A 15,749-nucleotide genomic window follows, 5' to 3' on the forward strand; every position below is an offset into this window, starting at 1 on the left:
TTCGAGAATGGGGCGAACCGTTGGCCACCCCGGCATAAAGACCAAGATATAAAAACTGGTGCATCACTATTAAAGTCCGTTGGGTTGGTAGAGAACCACGCGGCTGCCGGAGTCTTCGAAATTGAACGGCACGTGAATCAGCTTATTGAGGCGTTCGCGAATCACCGCCTGCTTCTCCGGTTTAGCAAACAACAACAAGAAACCACCGCCACCCGCACCCAAAATTTTGCCGCCGATGGCGCCGGCGTCCATGGCCGCATTGTATATTTCGTCGATCTCTGGGGTGGACACCCGTTCGGACAAACTACGTTTGTAATGCCAACTGGCATCCAACAGTTTACCAAACGATTCGATGGGTTCACGGCCGTCCTGCAGCAAGGCAATAGCCTCGTCAACCATAGCCCGCATCAATTTCAGCTCTTTTTCGCGAATTTTCAAATTGTCGATTTTCGACTTCGCGACTTCGGAGGCTATACGCGAGAAGCCGGTAAAGCACAGCATCAAATGTTGACGAAGCTCTTGTTGGCGCTGTTGCGGCAGAATCAACGGCGCAACGTCGAAGGTATCGTTGGTATGAAACTCAATCCGGTTGAAACCACCGAAGGCCGCGGACACTTGATCCTGGGATCCGACATTCTCACCAATCAAGTTTTGTTCGATGTGAATCGCATCCCTAGCTAATTCATCCTTGTTGGTCATTCGCCCTTGCAAGGCTTGCAAGGCGTTCAATAAGCCGACGGTAAACGACGAACTGGAACCCAAGCCGGAACGAGCAGGCAGGTCGCCATCGTGATGAATTTCCAGGCCTTCCTCAACATTTGCCCAGTTAAGCACCGCGCGCACCGCGGGATGTTGAATTTCGTCGTTATGTTTGACGTTTTCGATCACGGAATAGACGATACGGTGTTTATGGTCGAAAAACGGCGGCAGGCGGCGGCAACTGATGTAGCAATATTTGTCGATTGAGGTCGACAGCACGGCGCCGCCATGCTCACGATACCAACCCGGGTAATCGGTGCCACCCCCGAAAAACGAAATCCTGAACGGGGTTCTGGTGATAATCAAGTGCTCAATCTCCCAACAATTTCCGCTTAAGGCGGATGCTCGCCATGTCCTCGATATTCTTGCGCTCCTGCACGCCAAAACGGCGCTCGGCAAGCCCCAGATAAGCGGGATTTGAAAAGTAGGTTTGCCACGCCTGATCGCGGAAACGCAACACATCCTCCGAACGCAAATACTTGGTCGGCAACGGTTCGCATTCATACGACAGGAAGGCAAAGCCTTCGTAAGTCTCGGGCAGTTTCCAGCCGTTGCGTTTGGCAATATGGTACATAGGACTGCCCGGCAAGGCCTGGCAAGGATACATGTTAGCCATCTCGGTATTGAGCTCGATGGCAAGATCAAGCGTTTGCTGCATCGTTTCCAGCGTATCATCCGGGAAGCCGAAGATATAGTTGCTGATAATGCTGATGCCGGCATCGCTGATCGTGTCGCACACGTCACGGATATTGACTTCCTTGAACGACCCCTTGGAAACTTCTTGGCGCACCATTTGATTACCCGCCTCGACGCCCAATGCCAGCCAGTTTACGCCGGCGCGCTTGAATAAATCGAGCGCATCGCGCCTGACAGTATCGACGCGGGAATAGGTCCACATATTAAAGTCGAAACCTCTATCGACCACGTTTTGCAGTATCGGCTCGTAGTACTTACGATTGAGGAAGAACATTTCGTCGCTGATGCGTAGTGTGCGAACGCCAAGTGACGCCAGTTTTTCCATTTCGCGAATTACCCAGGCTGGCGACCAAAAACGCATGCCGCGGGAGTGCGAAGCATCAATGCCGACGCCGTTATCGGACCGATTGACAATGTTGATCATGCAGAAATCGCAACCGAAATTGCAACCTAGCGAGGTGTAAATAGCCGCGAACGGTGTTCGTTTGTCGTGGCTGAACTCGGCATGCCAAAAATGTGCCCTATAAAGGTCGAGTGGCTTTTCGCGGTAAGGCAGCAAATCCCAGGCATAACCCGGCAGGTCTTCGTCCATCCGTTCCTGCGGCACCACGGACTGAGGCGGATTGAGCACGGGCAAGGCCGATGAGCTTTGTTTATAACCAATGCCCTTGACATGCGCCAAGTCGCTCTTGAGATTGCCTCTCAACAGGTTGTGCAATGCGTAAACGCCTTCGTTGAGCAACACAATATCGACGCAATCATGAGCCAGAACGTCCAAAGGCAAAGCACTCGTATGCGAACCAACAAAGGCAATCCGTGTTTGGTTACCAACAGCATACTTAAGCGCGCTAGCCAAGGCCAATGCACCGATCATGCTGGTTGTTCCGGAATTGGGATTTTGCCCGTAGACAACGAACACTACCAAACGTGGGTTGAGCTCATCAATGCGTTGCACCGATTGTTCAAGCGTCAAGCGCTCAGCGTCGCAATCCATTAAGGCGACATCAAATCCCTTGCTTCGGCATGACTCCGCCAGTAAAAGTGCCCATGTAGGGGGCTCGATAGCTGAATACGTTTTAGCGAGATCCTGATAAGCCTTAGTAGACGAATCGGGGTTTATGAACAATACATCCATCTAGTATTTAATTATTATGTAGGACTAAGGACTGTTGCGACTCATTTAGGTAACCGAAAAAACACAATCTAAAGCAACGATGCTTATGTAATTGCGCTTCAATTTCTAGGGCATCAATTGTCAAACGTTGTAAAAAAGCCTCTCCAGAGAAGGCTGACTTGTACAAGATAAAAACACCTTTCCACTGCTTGCCAAAGCGGTAGTAGCATTACGTATTACGGCGCGGCCGCCCACTTCTATTTAAAACTGAAAACTCAATCCGCTTAATCAATCGGTTCGATTTTAAGTCAATAATAGCATCATTGGCTAGCTTCTGGCGCCAGTTGATTTAAGGACCTCTTAAAAGTCAGAAGATCATCCTCAAAACACAGCCTTCTCGTTAAGGAACCTCTGAATAATTGCCGTTTTGAAATGCATCAGTTTCAATAGCCGGTCAAAACTCAAAAAGTGACCAGTGATTGATCCAAAACAGCCTGTTTTGCGCCCCCAATGCCCCTTATTCGGACCATGTTTCAAATTGCTGGCGCAATCAGGCGTCGACATTCATAAGCCCCCGAAGGACATTGGCAATCGCTGTCAGAAAGGTCAAGCGGGCGGTGTTTTTGGCTAGCCCCCGATAGCGATTCTTCGCGTAACCAAAGCGGATCTTAATATCCCGAAACACGTGTTCGACCTTGGCGCGGCGACTGACCAGTTCGCGCGCCGCTCGGCGCAGGAGCTGAGCCTGTTCGCTCTCTTCCTTCGTAAGCTTGGTTAGTTTGCCCGGCCGCATCACAATCACGCAGGCAGGCGGAATTTCGTTGGACATTTCGGGGCTCTTTTCCAGGCCCTGATAACCCGCATCGCTGTGGACGAACTGTTCCTCGCCGTGGAGCAAAGCGGCTTCGGCCACGTCGCTGGGGTAGTCAATGGCTGCGAGCATTAGCGTCCATTGACTAGGCCGGGCTTCCGTAGATCATTCTGTAGTGGTCTAATAAAAATGGACACCCAGATAGGTTGATAAACTATCAATCTACCAGGTGAGCATAATGAAACAAGAAAGACGCAGTTTTGACGCAGCGTACAAGCTGCAAGTGGTTAAGATGATCCAGGAGCAAGGCCTGACAGTGGTGCAGGTTTGCCAGGAGCTCAAGCTTGGCGAGACGGCCGTGCGTCGCTGGCTGAAGCAGGTGCAGACAGAACAATCCGGTCAATCGGGCATTGGCAAGCCGTTAACGCCGGATCAGCAGCGGATTCGGCAGTTGGAACAAGAAAATCGGCAACTGCGTTCGGATAACGAATTATTAAAAAAGGCTTCGGCCTTTTATGCCCTTTGGGTATCCTTGCCAAGGAACTGCGATGAAACACGAGATGATTCAGCAGCTCACTGCGGAGAAGGCCATGACGGTGCGGCAGGGTTGCCAGTTGCTGGGCGTCAGTCGCTCGGGATTTTATGCGGCCCGACGGCGAGTTCGTCAGCCTAAAACGCTTTGTGGGACGCGGGTTAGGCTGCGCAGTGTGTTCGAAGCAACCGGTCAATGCTATGGTAGCCGCCGTCTGTGTAAGGCCTTGGCCGAACAGGGGATCGAGATGGGGCGCTATCGCGTGCGCAGGTTGATGAAGGAACTCCGGCTCAAGCCGATCTGGAAACCTAAGTTCGTGAACACCACCGACAGCAACCACAATCTGCCGGTGTACGAAAACGTGCTGGATCGCCAATTCGAGCAAGCTGAAGCTAACCGAGCCTGGGTCTCGGACATCACTTACCTCCGGACCCTGAGCGGTTGGCTCTATCTGGCCATGGTGCTGGATTTGTATTCGCGCAAAATCGTTGGCTGGGCCATGGCGCCGAACATGCCGGCGGAACTGGTATGCACGGCCTTGCAGATTGCCATTGCCCAGCGTCGGCCGCCACCGGGCCTGATTGTCCATTCCGATCGGGGTAGCCAGTATGCCAGTCACGAGTAACGGGATTTACTGACCCGCCATGGTTTTCAAGGCAGCATGAGTCGAAAGGGCAACTGTTGGGACAATGCGGTGATGGAGCGCTTCTTTCTCAATCTGAAAATGGAGCGTGTCTGGCGTCGCAAGTATGCCAATCACGCCGAGGCCATCCGTGACGTGACCGACTATATCGTCAATTTTTACAACAATCGGCGCTTGCATTCGTCATTGGGCTACCTGCCACCCAATGGCTATGAAATGAAAATGGCAGCTCAACAACCTATCTCGGTGTCCGAAAAAAGTTGACCACTACATTCTTCGCGATCAGGACGCATACTGGCTGAGGCGCAAAACTCGCTTTTCCACTGCGCCAGTTGATGGGTAAATACGCCACGCTCCCGGCACCAGGCATTCAGCGCCTCGCCGCTCAAACTATGGCTTTCCTGGAGGGCCAGCAAACGTTCTTCGGGCCGCCAATCTTGAGGCCGCTGGGCGGACTTGGCTGTGACAGGACGGTGATCGGTCGAGGAGGCGTGGCTCATCCAGGTTTTTAGGGTATGTATGCTCAGGTTTCATTCATCGGCAACCGTTTGAATGGATCGGTTGCCCCGGCTGTAGACTTTCGCCAACGCTTGGTCTTTGAATGCATCAGAATACTGCTTTTTGGAACGGCTCATGGTTCATCTCAAATTTCAAAAGGAATGGAAATTTGAGGCGACAACTATTCTGACTCAGGGGGCGGATGGCCTCGGTGTGGTTGGCATACTGTCGGCGCCAGACACGCTCCATTTTCAGATTGAGAAAGAAGCGCTCCATCACCGCATTGTCCCAGCAATTACCCTTTCGGCTCATGCTGCCTTGAAACCCGTGGTGGCTCGGTAAATCCCGGTACTCGTGGCTGGCGTACTGGCTGCCCCGGTCGGAATGTACGATCAGCCCCGCTGGCGGTTGGCGTTGGGCAATGGCGATCTGCAAGGCCGTGCAAACCCGTTCCGCCGGCATGTTGGGCGCCATGGCCCAGCCCACGATTTTGCGGGAATACAGGTCCAACACCACCGCCAGATAGAGCCAACCGCTCAGGGTCCGTATGTAAGTGATGTCCGAGACCCAGGCCCGGTTGGCCTCGGTTTGCTCGAATTGGCGATCCAGCACGTTTTCGTACACCGACAGGTGATGGTTGCTGTCGGTGGTGTGCACGAACTTAGGCTTCCAGATTGGCTTGAGCCGGAGTTCCTTCATCAGGCTGCGCACGCGATAGCGCCCCATCTCGATCCCCTGTTCGGCCAAGGCCTTACGCAGACGGCGGCTACCATAGCATTGACCGGTCGCTTCGAACACGCTACGCAGCCTAACCCGCGTCCCACAAAGCGTTTTAGGCTGACGAACTCGCCGCCGGGCCGCATAAAATCCCGAGCGACTGACGCCCAGCAACTGGCAACCCTGCCGCACCGTCATGGCCTTCTCCGCAGTGAGCTGCTGAATCATCTCGTGTTTCATCGCAGTTCCTTGGCAAGGATACCCAAAGGGCATAAAAGGCCGAAGCCTTTTTTAATAATTCGTTATCCGAACGCAGTTGCCGATTTTCTTGTTCCAACTGCCGAATCCGCTGCTGATCCGGCGTTAACGGCTTGCCAATGCCCGGCTGACCGGATTGTTCTGTCTGCACCTATTAGTCTCGACTTCCAGCTAACACCTATCTGGCGCAAATTGGCTACATCAACGCAAAAAGATTATCTAGATTGCCATCAGCATATCTGTGGCCGCAAAATTTCAACCAATGATGCTCTTGGTGAGCTTCCAATCACTAAATGGACAGTCGGTCTTGTTAGAAAATACCGAGACACCCGCGGTGAATCGTCGGAAAGCAGGGCAAATAAAGAGCTTGCATACATAAAACGAGTTTTTTCATGGGCATACGAATATGAAAAAGTTAAATCCAATCCGACGGTAGGCGTGAAAAAGCTATCAATCAAACCTCGCCAACACTACGCCGAAGATCGTGATTACGAATTTATGCTCAAGATCGCTCAAGAGTCTAACTATTGGTATCTCTGGCCGGCCATGGAAATTGCCTATCTTTGCCGTATGCGTTTGTCGGAAGTGCTGGATCTCACCGATGCAAATGAATTGCCGGAAGGCCTACTAATTAAGCGTCGCAAAGGATCTCGTGACAACATTACAGAATGGAATCCGCGACTACGTACTGCGTGGGATTTTGCAGTTGCGACGAGAAACCGGATATTGTCAGATCGAAAACAGCCTCATCCGATTCGTGCCGAAGATAGGCACATCATTATCAGTGAACGTACCGGTGACAAAATCGTAGTCGATAGTCTTAAAACGGCTATGGGACGAATAACGGTTGCCTCCAAATTAGCAGCTGAAGAAAGAGGAATTAATTGGGTGCCTTTCACTTTTCATGATCTTAAACGGAAAGGTGTTAGCGATACAACGGGCAATAAACTGGATGCGAGCGGACACCGAACGGCTTCGATTATGAATGTTTACGATGTAAAATTGAAAACGGTAAAACCGTCGAACGAATGACCATTTGTCAGTAGCTTTGTCAGTAGATGCCGATCTTGCATCTTACAAACAACATCAAGCTATTGATTTTATTGGGGTGAACGATGGGGCTCGAACCCACGACAACCGGAATCACAATTAGACGTATATCATATACTTTTCAATGACTTACCAGGCTGGTTTGTCATCATTAGTCAAAAATATGCCCTTGATTCTAAAGAAGTTTCATTTTATTTGTCATCAGAATTTTAAGGCAAAATCGAGCTATTGACCGGCTCCAAAAATCAAAATTTGATCAAAAGTATTGATTGATCGCGTAGCTTTTAATTTCAATTGGTGCGCCCTTTATTTGATGGTTAATCAAAGACCTTTGATACCCAGCAAATAAGAAGTCGACCGTATAGCTTGTCGACAGTCAGTCGACCGAGCAGCATACAGGCAAAGGATTGGGCATGTTACGTCGCATGGCTTTGGGCGAAGCCTCATGGCTGATCGCACCTGCAGACAGTCAGTAGTACCCAACAACATCCATCCCAGCAATTACTACAAAGCAACGTGATTCCAGAGCGCTGACTTCTGCAATGTTTGTGTTTTCATATTTTGTTTCCCTGGAAACAGTTTAAGCATAGTTTCCAGAAAAAACTAATGTCAACTTTATTCCCCTTCCCACTTCTATCCATACACGTGTTCATTATTTTTGTCTGTACATTATTAATGAACAGGATAAAATAATGAACACGACATTGACTAACAGGTCACCACACCGTGAAAACACCAGAAATCGAGCTATTCGATACAGCCACTGAAAAACTCAAACAGAACACTGGCTTCACTGTCGAGAAAAATAAAAACGGCATTGATGCAACCGGCTTTATAGAAACCGGTACGAGCCGTTTGCCGGTCGCAATTGATATAAAAAGGTCAGTCACCAATAGTGTCCTTCCCGCACTTAACCATCAATTCACTCACATGAATGAATATGGGTTACTGGTTGCGCACTATATCAATCCATTGATGGCGGAGCGTCTCAGGGGAATGGATATCTGGTTTATTGATACCGCCGGTAATGCCTATATCAAAGCGCTGCCTGTCTATGTGTATATTAAAGGTAATAAGCCTTCTGAGACTCAAAAAGCACAACCGACCAATCGGGCTTTTACCCCTACCGGCTTAAAAATCGTCTATGCATTATTATGTCAGCCAAAATTGGTCAATGCCTCTTATCGTGAAATGGCGCAAACGACTACGGCAGCATTAGGGACCGTTGCCTTGGTATTCAAAGATTTGACCAAGTTGGGCTTTATCGTCGACATGGGCTCTCGCGGCCGTCGTTTAAAAAACCGCAAAATGCTATTGGAGCGCTGGCTTATTGCCTATCCAGAACAACTTCGACCCAAACTTGAAACCGGAAGATATCGTGCAATAGACCCGAATTGGTGGCAAACCGCCGATCTGCACAATATGCAAGCCTACTGGGGGGCTGAAGTAGCCGCTGATAGACTGACTCATTATTTAAAACCCCAAATGATTACTCTTTACGTCATGGAAGAAAGGGCAACCCAATTAAAAATGACAAACAGACTTCGTAAGGACCCTGACGGCGATATTGAAATCCTAAAGACTTTTTGGGATGTGCAAAGCGAATTCAACCAAGCGGATATCGTCAACCCGATACTCGTTTACGCCGACCTGATCGCTAGTGGTGACCCACGAAACATTGAAACCGCACAAATTCTATATGAGCGCGAACTTGCAGAACATTTCCGGGAAGATTAACGAACCGATTTTAGCTATCTACGCTTTAATCGCTGATGTTGCCCAACAAAACAACTTGCCGTTTTTCATCATTGGCGCTACGGCCAGAGATATTATCTTTGAACATGTGCATGGCATCAAAGCCCCTCGAGCGACTAAGGACATCGACTTAGCGGTACAAGTGGCAACCTGGCAGGATTTTGAACAGCTCAAAACTCAGTTGATTGAAACCGGAGAAATGGTCAGCGACAAGATGATTCAGCGGTTGCGCTACCATGGCGAAATCCCGATAGATATCGTCCCCTTTGGTGATATTGAAGCAAACGGCAGCATCCTCTGGCCGCCGGAATACGATATAAAAATGACTGTGACGGGGTTTCAGGAAGCCTATAACAACACCCAAGTGATTCGTTTCAGGGAAAACCCACCATTGGACGTTAATGTGGTGACACCGGTTGGTTTGATGGCTTTAAAAATCATTGCCTGGAGTGAGCGTTATCCACAGGCATTAAAAGATGCTTTGGATATCGCCTTTATTTTGCGCAACTTTCTCGATGCAGATCATCAATCTCTATTGTGGGAAAAACACGATGACCTTATAAAAGAAGAGATCGACTACAGGCAAGTCGGAGCCAGAGTATTGGGCCGGGAAATAGCCAAAATCTTAACGCCTCATAGCAAACAATTGATCAAGGACATTCTGGCCCATGAGACCGGCGATCAGAAAATTTACCGGTTGGCAGAAAATATGATGAGTACACCTGAGCAATTCCAGGAAAATCTCGAATTATTGGAAGCGCTATATCGCGGTTTGATTGAAACGCTGCCAGTTCAATCATGAAAAATCTAAGTGGCGTTAGCCTATAAAACACAAATCCAGCAATTCCCCGTCGGCAGCATATAAAACATATTCACCATTGCCAACAACGATAACGACCTTGCCGGGATTTTTGAACCGCCCCGCGTGTTCACGCAGGGCAACCGGCAAACTTGGGTCTTCAATATCGACCAACTCTTCGCCTTCCCAATCTTCGTTCACAGTTCCCTCCTCAATCGCCGAAAAAAATCGACAATAACAAACCAGTCGCCAGCCATTTCCAGAAACTGTCCTGGCGCGGATCAAAATCAAAAATCCAGCATGACAATCGCCAAATTAGGTACATGAATCCCAAAAACGCCAGCATTAAGCCGATTAATGCGCTCATGGCTGCTTCATGCGGCCAAATGAACGGAAAAAGTAACCCGTTGCCAGGGGTTACGCGACTCTTCGAGCGCGGTAATGTAAGCCTGTAAATTTTGCTGGTGGTCCAGTAGATGGCTGATGGTAGCGTTATCCAGGCGGGGCACATAACCCAGGATATGACCTTGCCATTCCACGCGTACGGCTCGGGGATCATGGACATTTTCAGCTTCACGAATCAATTGCAAGGCATCGGCCACTCGAAGCTGGCTCCAAACGGTTTCGCCGTCGTGATACTGAAACCCGGCAATCGGCGAGCGTTGCAGTTCGATACTTTGCGCGGTGTTCGATTGTCCGCCAAGGCTTAGTGTTGCTGCAGATGCACCACCGGCGCCCAGCAACGCAGTCAGTGTGCTTAAAAAGGATCGTCTGTTCATGAGAACTCCTCTATCGATTCGCCAACCATAAATAACCTTGTAACCACAATCGGCCATCTATGTCCTGACCGACTTGAGGCGGTTCATCGCCTGCCCAGGCCTTGCGGGTGATCAGGATGTCCAGATCGGCATCCTCGTCAAAACGCATGACGGTGGCTCGTACACGCCACCCCGTCTGTCCAAGCCAATCGCTAAATTCGCTTACGGTTTTGATGGGCGCGTGAAAGCTGTAATCGTCAGCATCCCATCCGTTGACCGGTAACAACATGGCTGACCCATCCAGAGAAATAGTCATCGTAGCAATTTCCGGTGTTTCACCATTCTGTGCATGGCGATTGCTCCAAGCCACTTCATCCGGGTGGCGGTTGACACTCATTTCCACAGGCTCTGCTGGGCGGGCATCGTAGGCCAGTCCGGTCAGAATAAATTCGTAGCTTCTGCCGGATTGATACCAACTGCGATTGACCAGGAAGCGGCTGTCGAAAAACCTTATACTGGCATCACCCCAACTAGCGGTGATCATCGCTTCCAGACCGCTATCCCAAACCGACACACGACGCAATATCAATGTCTGTTGGATACCTGTGTCGCTGAAGGGAAAAAGACCAACTAGACTATTACCGGTTATGTCTTTGTCGACAATAACGGCTAGGCCTTGCTGACGCGTCGGCCAAGCTAATTGAACGCCTTGTTGCCAATGCTCGGGTGTGCGATTGGATGAGGGGTAAAAGTCGCCATAACCGGTTTGTACCAGTGCTTTGGGCACAATCTCAGGTAACTGATCGAGAATGTCTTGGGCATCATCGAAAAATGCCTGCCAATGAGAACCTGGATAATGCGCCACCTCGTCTGTTTCGAGACTAAATGTCGAATCTGGCCAGGACAAAGGCAAGGGGTTGGTGTCGTCGGAATAATCAACAGGGGCTATTGGTGATTGAGCTAAGGTCTCTTCCAACTCGGTTTTACGCACCAACACTTCATTTTGATTTTCAAGCTGCAGACCGATGTAATCTTCACCGATAAAGCAGACCTGACAAGAACCGTATTTGGGATGTTGCAGCATGCTTTGCAATGTAAGCGCGTCAGTTTTCATAAAGGCCAAGCCAATTTATCCGGTGAAGTTAAAAATACACCGTAAGCCTATAAACTGAGTGTCTCAAATACTGAGACACTGACTATTTTTGGTAAATTTGACTGATCTTCGCCGCCTCGTTGGTGACAGATTCTCGTAAAGAGGTTGGAGCCTCAACTTCGACATGGCTGCCGTGGCGCAGAATATCCATGATCAGTTCGCGGTCGTCCGCATAAGGGACGGTGAGGCGGTAGCTGCCATCGGAAAGATCCTCACCCACTTGTTGTGGATGCCAGCTTTCAGAGCGAACCCAGCGGGCGCGCTCAGGCGAGAATTTCAAGACCGCCACGTCGCGGATGGCGCCGGCAAAGATGCCGTAGGCACTGGCAAAGTGCTCGTCCAGTTGTGGGTCGGTAATCTCGATGGCTGGCTCATCGACCATGGACACCGCCTGTAGGCTATCGATAGAGAAGTTCCGCAGTGCCTGCCGCCAGTGGCACCAGGCATCCAGGTACCAGTTGTCCCGGTAATGAATCAGGCGTTGTGGTGAAATCCGGCGTGGGTTGATTTCGTTACGGCCGCGATTCCAGGCCTGTATATCGAGCTGTTGTCGATTGAATACGGCCGTGGCGATTTCCGCAAAAAAGCGTGGTTGCAGGGTGCGTTTTGCCATGCTTAACAGGCGCACACGCTCGGCGATTTCGGCAGAGGGTTGGCCACCCGCCTCCAGCAAACCCGCTAGTCTGGTCTGCAGCGGTGCAATATGACGAGCCAGGATGCCGGGTTCTATGTCGGTCAGCAGTTTTTGAGCTGCCAATAATGCATAGAGCTCGCCGGCGCTGAACCATAGTCCCGGCAATTCATACGTGGTATTGATATTTTCGCTGTCGGTGAAACGATAACCCCCCGCCTCCCGGTCCCAAATGATCGGCGCATGCAAACGATCACGCAGATATTCCATGTCGCGATTGAAGGTCGCGCGGGAGATGCCCAGTTCTTCCAGAAAGACGGCAAGAGGCACGATGTGGCGGTGATGAAGGATTTGTTCAATTTTATAGAAGCGTTCCGTGCGATTCATGTGCTTGGTAGCCTAGTTCAAGTTTCAACAATATTACCCCAATGCCCAAGATTAAGTGTTGGCCACTGACTTTACGATGCCAACAATTGGACTATGCGTAACAAGCGTTCAGTTCGAGTCATAAACGTTTCTGTTGGGCTCATTATTTGAGCCTGAGTCCAAGTAGTGTGGTCCCCAGGCTGGGCAACCGTTTCTCGGGGCGACTGTCGTTATTAGCACACCGATCAGGCGACTCGAGTGCTGACAAGTGAAGCTTGCATTATTAATACACTTGTTTTGAAACAGTGATAGTGTTTTAATAAATCCATGACATTACCCAATGAGCCATCAACACCCAGTTATCCGCTAACGGAGCTTTGTGTGCTAGCCGATTTATCGCCCCGGACGGTTCGCTATTACGTTCAGATAGGACTAGTGGATAGACCTGAAGGGGAAACCCGCGCAGCACGATATGGCGCAAAGCATCTGGAACAGTTGCTGTTAATCAAGAAATGGTCTGCTGCGGGCGTATCACTGGAGCGCATTCGGGAATTGCTCAAGGGTGATGACGCACCGATTCCACCCAGATCAAGGGCGATTGGCTCCATTGAAGTACGCAGTCATCTTCTGGTGGCGGATGGTGTCGAAATCGTGATTGAACCGAGTCGTGCTGGACTGTCGCCCGAGCAAGTGCGAGGCTTCGTCAAAGGCGTGATGGCCGTTTACGCGCAGGTTAGTGGCGAACAAATAGAACTAGAACAACAAAAAGAACCGAGAGGGCAAGACAATGGATAACCGCGAATGTGCGCGTTTGGAAACGCAGGATGGCCAACCGGTCATGTTGTCAGGGGTAAAACTGACGGGTGAATTGCGCGGCTTATTATTCGAAGCCAGCATTGAACAGCGGTTTTATAACCCAACCCGACGTAACTTTGAGGTGGTCTATACATTCCCGTTGCCATGGGGCGCCGTTTTGCTCGGTATCGATGTGCTTCTGGGCGATAAACAGCTCAGCGGTACTGTGATCGAGAAGACACTGGCTGAAGCCGGGTATGAAGAAGCCTTATCGGAAGGCAACGCCGCCATCATGCTGGAGAAAAATCATGACCTCAGTTATAGCCTGAATCTCGGCAACCTTGCTGCCAATGAACACTGCGTCATCACCTTGCGTTATGCGCAGACGATGCAGTATGAACAGCAAGGGCTTCGGTTATTGATCCCTACCGTGATTGCACCTCGATATGGCGATGACGAACAGGATGGTGGACTGATGCCTCACCAGGCACCCACGCATAGCTTGCTGACTGAATATCCTTTTAACCTGGAACTTCGGCTTCATGGCGAATTGACACAGGCGCGTGTGGCATCGCCCAGTCACCCCGTCGCCGTCAATTTTTGCAGTACTGAAATGGGTAGCGTATTGACGGTCACGTTGGCTCGTGAAAGCTCGCTGGACCGAGACTTTGTTCTGATTCTGGACAAGTTAGCCCATACCTCCATGGCGCTGGCTGCGCGGGATTATGCTCAGTCCGATAGTGTGGCTGTACTGGCCAGTTTTTGCCCTCGCATATCAGCCGGTGAGCCGAATAATACGGCTGTGAAAATACTGGTCGATTGTTCGGGTTCCATGGGAGGTGACAGCATGGATGCGGCCCGTCGAGCGTTACAGGCTATCGTCAAGCAATTGGGTAAAGGCGATCATTTTTCGTTGTCCCGGTTTGGAAGTAACGTGGTCCATCGTTCCCGTGGGCTTTGGACATTAACGAATGCCACGCGATTGGCAGCAGAGCGCTGGGTGGGTGATTTGGAAGCTGACCTGGGCGGTACAGAAATGGAAGCCGCGCTGATCTCCACGTTTAATTTGGCCAAGGCAGTCACTAGCGATGTTTTGATCATTACTGATGGTGAAATTAGCGCTATCGACAGCACCATTGCCTCCGCTCAAAAGTCCGGTCATCGCTTGTTTGTGGTGGGTATCGGCAGTAGTCCTGCGGAAAGCCATTTGCGTCGACTGGCCGAGACGACCGGCGGCGCTTGTGATTTTGTGGCGCCTGGTGAAGCCGTTGAACCCGCTATTTTGAGGATGTTTGCTCGTTTACGTTCTCCGCAATTAAAGGAGGTGTCAGTGGTTTGGCCGGAAGGTGCAAAACCAAAATGGGTTTCCCCTATGGCGGCATCGATTTTCGATGGCGATACGGTTAATGTTTTCGGTTTCTTCGAATCTGCGCCTCAAGGTAAGATTCACTTGTTGGGTAAGTGTGGTGTTGATGCGACCCCACAAGAGTTTGCCTGCGCCCATATTAATGAGGAATTACAGGATGCCCCAACGATATCCCGGATGGCGGCAGCCGTTAGGTTTGAATCGGATGATGTTAATTCAGAGGCTACGCCGTTGGCTGTCGCCTATCAGTTGGTGACGGATAAAACCAATTTCTTACTGGTGCATGAGCGGGATGAGGCTGAAAAACCGGTAGACATGCCGGACCTGTACAAAGTGGCCCAGATGGTTCCGGCCGGTTGGAGTGGTGCGGGTTCCGTCTTGTATTCAATGGCTCCGCCAATCTTGGATGCCTGCCAATCGGATGATTTATCAATGCCTGCGATGTGTAGAAGAGTGAGTTCGGTGAGTGATGCGTCTTCGGATTACCTGGATGTACCCGCTTTTCTGAGAACGAGTGGTCGGACAATTGACCATCGTGACAGTCAATATTGGTCTGAATCCGATCATTACACAGGATTGACACCTTTGGGTGTCAGCACATGGCTCAGCACCGCCCCTCCGACAGGTTGGCCGAAGTCATACCGGGAACTACGACGAATGGGACTAGGTGTCTGGGTCGTTGATTGGCTGGAGTTTACGTTTGGAAATGAGGACGGCCGGCCAATAGCAGAAGCAACAGTCGTGGAGGCTTTCCTATATGTGATATCGAAACTGGATATTCGCCAGTCCCAGGACAAGTCTCAAGGATTGATCAAAGGTCTGAAGGCGACCGTTCTGCAGATGAAGAATCGGTTGATGGGCACTACAAAAGTCCGCACGTCTGATGTCGATTTCGATCTGGCAGAGAAAATTGTCGTGGCCCTTGAGGATATGACCACTGATCAGTGGCCAGAACAAGTTTTCGCTTTAGTCGATGCAACTCACGTCTCCTTTAGTGAGTGTGAACAAAGCGTTAGCCATTTTTAACTTTGCTGAGAAGCAATGAATT

Annotated in this window: 13 protein-coding genes and 3 pseudogenes; 6 read left to right on the top strand and 10 right to left on the bottom strand. The window is 50.3% G+C overall.

Features of this window, described 5'->3' with window-relative positions; all coding sequences use genetic code 11:
* Positions 1-69: 69 nt before the first annotated feature.
* The 3 genes and pseudogenes from EBB_RS17295 to EBB_RS17305 form a co-directional block, all read right to left on the bottom strand.
* Positions 70-1,065: a GHMP family kinase ATP-binding protein gene (locus EBB_RS17295; RefSeq protein ID WP_192394938.1), complete on the bottom strand. Its 996-nt coding sequence runs from the start codon at positions 1,063-1,065 to the stop codon at positions 70-72.
* Between the two features lie 4 nt (positions 1,066-1,069).
* Positions 1,070-2,590 carry a B12-binding domain-containing radical SAM protein gene (locus EBB_RS17300; RefSeq protein ID WP_192394939.1) on the bottom strand — a complete coding sequence of 507 codons (1,521 nt, stop codon included), beginning with the start codon at positions 2,588-2,590 and terminating at the stop codon, positions 1,070-1,072.
* Positions 2,591-3,119: 529 nt separating this feature from the next.
* Positions 3,120-3,488: pseudogene (locus tag EBB_RS17305) on the bottom strand (transposase); the annotation flags it as partial.
* A 130-nt stretch (positions 3,489-3,618) separates the two neighbouring features.
* Between EBB_RS17305 and EBB_RS17310 the strand changes: the two are divergent.
* Positions 3,619-4,819, top strand: a pseudogene (locus EBB_RS17310) (IS3 family transposase).
* On the opposite strand, the gene EBB_RS17315 reads toward EBB_RS17310, so the two are convergent.
* Both EBB_RS17315 and EBB_RS17320 read right to left on the bottom strand, forming a co-directional pair.
* A complete protein-coding gene (locus tag EBB_RS17315; protein WP_192394940.1) occupies positions 4,786-5,055 on the bottom strand; it encodes a helix-turn-helix domain-containing protein in 270 nt (89 codons plus the stop codon). The pseudogene EBB_RS17310 and the gene EBB_RS17315 sit on opposite strands and share 34 nt — an antisense overlap.
* 169 nt (positions 5,056-5,224) lie before the next feature.
* Positions 5,225-6,170: pseudogene (locus EBB_RS17320) on the bottom strand (IS3 family transposase); the annotation flags it as partial.
* Between the two features lie 50 nt (positions 6,171-6,220).
* Between EBB_RS17320 and EBB_RS17325 the strand changes: the two are divergent.
* The 3 genes from EBB_RS17325 to EBB_RS17335 all read left to right on the top strand — a co-directional run bounded on the left by EBB_RS17325 (position 6,221) and on the right by EBB_RS17335 (position 9,635).
* Entirely contained in the window at positions 6,221-7,060 is an 840-nt protein-coding gene (locus tag EBB_RS17325; RefSeq protein ID WP_192394941.1) for a site-specific integrase, read from the top strand.
* Positions 7,061-7,804: 744 nt separating this feature from the next.
* Entirely contained in the window at positions 7,805-8,815 is a 1,011-nt protein-coding gene (locus EBB_RS26730; RefSeq protein ID WP_192394942.1) for a type IV toxin-antitoxin system AbiEi family antitoxin, read from the top strand.
* A gap of 106 nt (positions 8,816-8,921) precedes the next feature.
* Entirely contained in the window at positions 8,922-9,635 is a 714-nt protein-coding gene (locus EBB_RS17335) for a nucleotidyl transferase AbiEii/AbiGii toxin family protein (RefSeq protein ID WP_192394943.1), read from the top strand.
* 15 nt (positions 9,636-9,650) lie between these two features.
* Here the strand turns inward: EBB_RS17335 and EBB_RS17340 are convergent, their stop codons facing one another.
* The 5 genes from EBB_RS17340 to EBB_RS17360 form a co-directional block, all read right to left on the bottom strand.
* Positions 9,651-9,833 (bottom strand): hypothetical protein, encoded by a 183-nt coding sequence (locus EBB_RS17340; RefSeq protein ID WP_192394944.1) that lies wholly within the window; start codon positions 9,831-9,833, stop codon positions 9,651-9,653.
* Positions 9,834-9,843: 10 nt separating this feature from the next.
* Entirely contained in the window at positions 9,844-9,999 is a 156-nt protein-coding gene (locus EBB_RS17345) for a hypothetical protein (protein WP_192394945.1), read from the bottom strand.
* Positions 10,000-10,006: 7 nt separating this feature from the next.
* Positions 10,007-10,411: an HIRAN domain-containing protein gene (locus EBB_RS17350; RefSeq protein ID WP_192394946.1), complete on the bottom strand. Its 405-nt coding sequence runs from the start codon at positions 10,409-10,411 to the stop codon at positions 10,007-10,009.
* A 10-nt stretch (positions 10,412-10,421) separates the two neighbouring features.
* Positions 10,422-11,504 (bottom strand): hypothetical protein, encoded by a 1,083-nt coding sequence (locus tag EBB_RS17355; protein ID WP_192394947.1) that lies wholly within the window; start codon positions 11,502-11,504, stop codon positions 10,422-10,424.
* Between the two features lie 82 nt (positions 11,505-11,586).
* Positions 11,587-12,561 carry a helix-turn-helix transcriptional regulator gene (locus EBB_RS17360; protein ID WP_192394948.1) on the bottom strand — a complete coding sequence of 325 codons (975 nt, stop codon included), beginning with the start codon at positions 12,559-12,561 and terminating at the stop codon, positions 11,587-11,589.
* A 306-nt stretch (positions 12,562-12,867) separates the two neighbouring features.
* Here EBB_RS17360 and EBB_RS17365 point away from each other — a divergent pair, with 306 nt between their 5' ends.
* Both EBB_RS17365 and EBB_RS17370 read left to right on the top strand, forming a co-directional pair.
* Entirely contained in the window at positions 12,868-13,335 is a 468-nt protein-coding gene (locus EBB_RS17365) for a MerR family transcriptional regulator (RefSeq protein ID WP_192394949.1), read from the top strand.
* Positions 13,328-15,727 (top strand): VIT and vWA domain-containing protein, encoded by a 2,400-nt coding sequence (locus tag EBB_RS17370; protein WP_192394950.1) that lies wholly within the window; start codon positions 13,328-13,330, stop codon positions 15,725-15,727. The genes EBB_RS17365 and EBB_RS17370 overlap by 8 nt, the downstream gene beginning before the upstream one ends.
* Positions 15,728-15,749 lie beyond the last annotated feature (22 nt).

Origin of the sequence: Methylomonas fluvii (assembly GCF_014850975.1) — a bacterium.
Lineage (GTDB): Bacteria > Pseudomonadota > Gammaproteobacteria > Methylococcales > Methylomonadaceae > Methylomonas > Methylomonas fluvii.